At 72.4% G+C, this 5,593-nt stretch carries 5 protein-coding genes; 2 read left to right on the top strand and 3 right to left on the bottom strand.

The genetic code is table 11. The features are described from left to right. Positions 1-354 (bottom strand): ArsR/SmtB family transcription factor (locus tag AC1DUQ_RS16620; RefSeq protein ID WP_477074165.1); only part of this gene is annotated, 354 nt, incomplete at its 3' end. 53 nt (positions 355-407) lie between these two features. Further along, a complete protein-coding gene (locus AC1DUQ_RS16615) occupies positions 408-1,340 on the bottom strand; it encodes an ANTAR domain-containing protein (RefSeq protein WP_477062220.1) in 933 nt (310 codons plus the stop codon). Between the two features lie 379 nt (positions 1,341-1,719). Here AC1DUQ_RS16615 and AC1DUQ_RS16610 point away from each other — a divergent pair, with 379 nt between their 5' ends. Beyond that, entirely contained in the window at positions 1,720-1,884 is a 165-nt protein-coding gene (locus tag AC1DUQ_RS16610; RefSeq protein WP_477074164.1) for a helix-turn-helix domain-containing protein, read from the top strand. A 7-nt stretch (positions 1,885-1,891) separates the two neighbouring features. On the opposite strand, the gene AC1DUQ_RS16605 is transcribed toward AC1DUQ_RS16610, so the two are convergent. Beyond that, a complete protein-coding gene (locus AC1DUQ_RS16605) occupies positions 1,892-2,761 on the bottom strand; it encodes a helix-turn-helix domain-containing protein (protein ID WP_477062218.1) in 870 nt (289 codons plus the stop codon). A gap of 244 nt (positions 2,762-3,005) precedes the next feature. Here AC1DUQ_RS16605 and AC1DUQ_RS16600 point away from each other — a divergent pair. Beyond that, on the top strand, positions 3,006-5,593 hold a 2,588-nt coding region (locus AC1DUQ_RS16600), incomplete at its 3' end, for a glycoside hydrolase family 3 C-terminal domain-containing protein (protein ID WP_477074163.1).

Here is a 5,593-nt window from a genome sequence, read left to right as displayed (position 1 = left end):
CAGCGGAAGGTCGTCCGTCGCGGCCAGCTGAGCACCGGACGCGCTGAGCATCTCGCGCAGGAAGGCGCGCGCCACGACCAGCAGCTCCGCGACCAACGGTCGGCTCAGGCGGTAGACGACGGTGTTCCCGGTCCGCGTGGACGCCACGACCCCCGCGCGCTTGAGGACGGCGAGGTGCTGCGAGAGGGCCGAGGCCTCCGCGCCCGTGGCGGCCAGGAGCCTGCTCACCGACGCCGCGTGGCTCGCGTCGGCGCTGAGCACCTCGAGGACCTGGATACGKGTGGGGTGCGCGAGCGAGCGGAACAGCTCCGCCTTGATGGCGTACAGGGGCGCGGTCGTTGCAGTGGTGGGCACGGGACCTCCTCGGTTGAGGAGTTTAGCAAATCCTCAACCCACTCCCCACCACGTCAGCCGGGGGAGCTGACCGGGGAGCGGTCCGCGGACGCCGGCGAGTAGACCGGGACGCCGCCGCCGATGATCGTCATCGTGATGCCGTGGGCGGCGCTCTGGCGCAGCGCGGTCGTCAGGACGTCCGACGCGGCGGCGCCGATGCGGACCACACCACGCAGGTCGACGGTGACGGTGCCGCCTCCGGTGGCGCGCAGCATCGCCAGCGTGATCGCCGACGACAGGTCCTCCCGGTTGGACAGGTCGACCCGGCCGCACACGCGAAGGATCGACCGGTCGTCCACGGTCTCGGCGTGGAGCTCGAGCTGCGGGCAGCGGCGCGGCTGCGTCGGCGAGGAGTCCTCGGCGAACACCTCGCACAGCGCCTCGTCGAGGCGCTCGCGCGCACGGGCGTCCAGCCCGTCGCGCGCGGCGTCGACCACGCGATCGGCGAGCGTGCGCAGGCGCACGTTGTGCCGTTGGGAGCTCTGCTTGAGCAGGGCGAACGCCGCGTCGTCGTCGACCCCGTAGATGAGCATGAGGATGCCCTTGGCCTGGTCGATCGCCGCGTGAGACTCCAGGGCGAGCGCCAGGTCCGCGTTGACGCGCTCGGCGAGCAGGGCGTCCCGGGCGGCGGTCACGTCGACCAGGAACCCGGTCACCTCCCCGCCGCCCTCGCCGGCGACAGCGAGCGCGACGCGGTGGCACTTGCCGGACAGGTCGAGCAGCGAGTACTCGCACCCTTGGGGGTCGGGTCCTTCGACGGCATGGTCGAGCGCAGCGGCGACCGCGGGGCGGTCGTCGTGCCGGGCGTGGGTGAGCAGGAGCTCGCGGGTCGGGACCACGTCGCCCGGTCGCATCCCGTGGATGACGAACATGTGGTCGGACCACCACCAACGGCCGGTGGCCGGCGCGATCCGGAAACGCCCGACGAGGGTGGTCGTCGCGGGCATCGGGACCCCCAGACTGGTGTCGGGCGAACTCCTCCGAGGGCTCCTTCTGAGCCCTGGGCACGCTCGCCTGACCGCCAAGGACGGTGCTTCGAGACTAGGGCCAGGGACGGGCTCCTGGCGTGCGTACTCCTGTTCAGTATGCGCCGGGCGCGGGGCATCGACGGGGGAGGGTAAGTGGAGGCCAGACACATGGACGAGAACGAGGAGGAGCCGTGACCAACCGCAACGCGGTCCTGGCCCGTCTCGCCGGCCTGGTCGCCGCCGCACCGCGCGACCAGCCGCTCGCGGCCCGGCTGTGTACGGCGTGCGTGGCGATCCTCGGCGCCGACGGAGGAGCGACCGGCCGGGGCTGGCGGGGCTGGTCGACGGTGCCGAGGGCATGCGGGTCGCGGGCCAGGCCGCCGACGGCAAGCAGATCGGACGCGCGCTCGGGATCAGCGAGCGGACGGTGAAGGTGCACGTGGGGCACGTCTTCCGCAGGATCGGGGTCGCGGACCGGACGAGCGCCGCTCCCTGGGGATCGCAGCACCTCCCCGACGAGTGAGGCGGCGTCAGCGGCTGCTCGCCTGGGCCGGTGCGTCCACGTCCGCGCCGCACGCCGCGAGCCGCGCCAGCTGTCGCTCGGTGCACGCCGCCGGTTGCGGAGTGTGCACCACGACGCGCTGGCCGGGGTCCTCGGGCAGGGGGATCGAGTGCGTCTCGAGCGTGAGGCGACCGACGAGCGGATGGTTGATCTCCCGCACGCCGTAGGTGTCCGAGGCGACGTCGAACGCCGCCCACCGGCTGCGGAAGTCGGCACAGCCGGTCCGCAGCTCGGTGATGAGGCAGGCCAGGCCGGGGTCGACGGGCCCACGGCCCGAGCTCGCCCGCAGCAGGGAGACGACGAGGTCGGCCATCGCGTCCCAGTCGCCCCAGTAGTCGTGGGACGCCGCGTCGCAGAACGTGAAGCGTGCCTGGTTCACGGGCCGGGCGGGACTCTCGTACAGCGGCAGGTAGAGGGCCCGGGCCAGGTCGTTGGCGGCGAGGACGTCGAGCCGGTCGTCGAGCACGCAGCAGGGCAGGTTGGTGGCCGCGAGCAGCTGCAGGACGAAGGGGCGCACCGATCGGGCGGGCGGCAGCGGGTGTGCCGGGTGGCTCGACGTGGGACCAGCACGCAGGAGGTCGGCCAGGTAGTCGCTCTCGGCGTCGTTGAGCTGCAGCGCCTGGGCGAGGTTGGCCAGCACCGATGCGGAGACTCCGGTGACGACCCCGCGCTCGACCCGCTTGTAGTAGCCGGCGCTGATCCCGGCCAGGGAGGCCACCTCGTCGCGGCGCAGGCCCGTGACACGCCGCGGACCGCGGGGCGACGGGAGGCCAGCTCGTTCCGGGGTGATGCGAGCCCGACGCACCATGAGGAACTGGCGCAGCGCTTCGTTGCGCACTCCTCGATGCTAACCACGCCCGTGCGACGGGCCAGCCGGGGCGGTGCGGAGGGGGACCACAGTTGGTTCCCCCTCCGGGGTCGACGCCCGCGCAGTGACCGGAGTGTCATCGGCAGTTATCCGGACCGTGACCGACGGACCCGCCCGGGTCCGGAGGGACGCGGACCGTTCTCGAGGGGGGCCAGTGATGACCGCGGTGCTCAGTGCTCGGGTGGGACGCAAGGGACGACGCRTCGCGGCGGGCGTGGCGGTAGCGGCGGTGGTCGTCGGGGTGCAGACCGTGTCGCCGGCCGCGGCAGCCCCCGGCGACCCGTGGATGAACACCGCCCTGTCGCCCGACCAGCGTGCGGTCCTGCTGCTGCAGGCGATGACGCTGGAGGAGAAGGTCGAGCTGATGTCCGGCGACCAGGGCGCCGCCCCGGCAGCGTTCTACAACGCGCCGATCGAGCGGCTCGGGATCCCCGAGCTGAGCATGGCGGACGCGACCCCGGGCATCGCGTCCCGCGGCTGGGTCCTGCCCGACACCGCCGACACCGCGACGGCGATGCCGGCCAACCTGGCGCTGGCCGCGACCTGGGACCCCGCTCGGGCGCGCGACTACGCGGGGGTCGTCGCCGACGAGGCGCGGCAGACCGGGCACGAGGTCCTGCTCGGCCCCAACTCCGACCCGACGCGCAACCCGTTCTGGGGCCGGCAGGCCGAGTCGGCGAGCGAGGACCCGCAGCTCAACTCCGCGATGGTCGTCCCGTACGTCCAGGAGGTGCAGGCCCGCAATGTCATCGCCGACCTCAAGCACTACACCGCCTACACGCAGGAGACCTACCGCGGTGGCGACCAGAACGCCGTCGTCGACGAGCGCACCTTGCGCGAGGTGCACACCGCCGCCTACGAGGCCGCGATCGCGGACGCCGGACTCGGCTCGGTGATGTGCTCGTTCAACAAGATCAACGGGGTGTACTCCTGCGAGAACGAGGCCACGTTGAACGACATCCTGCGCGAGCAGCTGGGGTTCCAGGGGTTCGTGCTCACGGACTTCGGAGCGATCCACTCCACCGAGGCGTCGATCGTCGCCGGGACGGACCTGGAGACGGGCACGCGCGCCTTCTACGGCGACGCGCTCCTCGCGGCGGTGAACGAAGGCTGGGTGAGCGTCGCGCTCGTGGACCGCGCGGTGCTGCGCATCCTGCGCACCATGTTCGCGATCGGCGTCTTCGACAACGACTACACCCCGTCCGCCATCCCGGTCGAGGAGCACGGCGCCGTAGCGCGTGAGGTGCAGGAGGACGCGATCACGCTGCTCAAGAACGACGGGCAGGCGCTGCCACTCGACGGCACGGCCATCGACTCCATCGCGGTCGTCGGTGCCGACGCCACCATCCCGTCCGCGCTCGGCGGCTCGGCGTACGTCCAGCCGACGTACGAGGTGTCGCTGCTCGACGCCATGCGGGAACGGGGTCGGGAGACCGGTGCACAGGTGCGCTACGCCCAGGGCAACGACCCGGTCAACGGCGCGAACATGATCGAGACGCTCGACATGACGGCCGTGCCGTCCTCGGTGCTGCGCCCCGAGCGCGGGATCGGCGACGGGCTCACCGCGCGCTACTACCCGAACGCGGACTGGACCGGAGCGCCGGGCCTGACCCGCACCGAGCGGCAGGTCGCCTACGACGTCGGCTTCATCGGTGGTCAGCCCGCCTTCGCCAGCCTGTACGGCTCGCAGGTGCAGCCGACCCCGACCCTGTCCGGCGCGGGACCGGCCGGCAACGGCGACCAGTCCGTGCGCTACACCGGCGAGCTCGTCGCACCGAGCACCGGCGCGTACGTGCTCGGCGCCACCGGGTGGGGGGATGCTCGCGTCTACCTCGACGGCACCCTGGTCGTCGACATGACGGGCACCGACGGCCGCCGCGACGTCCGTTCCGCGCCCCTGCAGCTCACCGCGGGGCAGGAGTACGACCTTCGCGTCGAGTACTCCCAGAACCACCCGCTCGTGGGCCTGCAGCCGGGGACCTTCCTGCTGCAGTGGTCCACGCCGGCCGACGCGGTACCGCCGTCCGTGGCGGATGCCGTCGAGGCGGCGGCTGCGAGCGACGTCGCGGTGGTCTACGTGCGCACCTACGAGAGCGAGGAGCGGGACATGGTCTCGCTCAAGCTGCCGCAGAACGCCGACCAGCTCGTCCGCGCGGTGGCGGCCGCCAACCCGAACACGGTCGTGGTGGTCTCCGCGGGCTCGGGCGTCATCATGCCGTGGGCCGACGCCGTCCCGGCGGTGCTGCTGAACTACTTCGGCGGGCAGGAGGAGGGTCACGCGCTGGCCTCCATCCTGTTCGGTGACGAGGACCCGTCGGGTCACCTGCCGGTCTCCTACCCGGTCAGCGAGGACGCACTGCCTGTCGGCGTGCAGAACCCCTGGCTCGACGACCCGAACGTGGAGTTCACCGAGGGGCTGAACGTCGGCTACCGGGGCTACCTCGCGTCCGGTGTCCAGCCACGGTTCGCCTTCGGGCACGGCCTGTCCTACACCGAGTTCGTCATCGACCGGCTCCGGGTCGGCAACAACATCCGCGCCACGGGCGGCCAGGACACCGTCGACGCGCGGGTGCGTCTGAGCAACGTCGGTGACCGCGACGGCACCGAGGTCGTACAGGTCTACCTGGGCCCGCTCCCCGGCGTCGACTCGCCGCCGCTCAAGCTCGCGGGGTTCGCCAAGGTCGAGCTCGGCGCCGGCGACCGCCAGCAGGTGCGGATCGAGCTGGACCGGCGCGACTTCTCGTACTGGGACGCCGACGCCGACCAGTGGGTGACCCCGATCGGCCAGGTCCCGGTGTACAT

The sequence above is a fragment of the Cellulomonas sp. P4_B5_2 genome, from assembly GCF_056402235.1.
The sequence above is the reverse complement of the archived record's forward strand: the minus strand, read 5'-3'. Positions and strand labels throughout refer to the sequence as shown.

Coding starts and splice junctions, on each gene's coding strand:
- AC1DUQ_RS16615 (WP_477062220.1), bottom strand. CDS start 1,340: ATGCCCGCGACGACCACCCTCGTCGGGCGTTTCCGGATCGCGCCGGCC.
- AC1DUQ_RS16610 (WP_477074164.1), top strand. CDS start 1,720: ATGCGGGTCGCGGGCCAGGCCGCCGACGGCAAGCAGATCGGACGCGCG.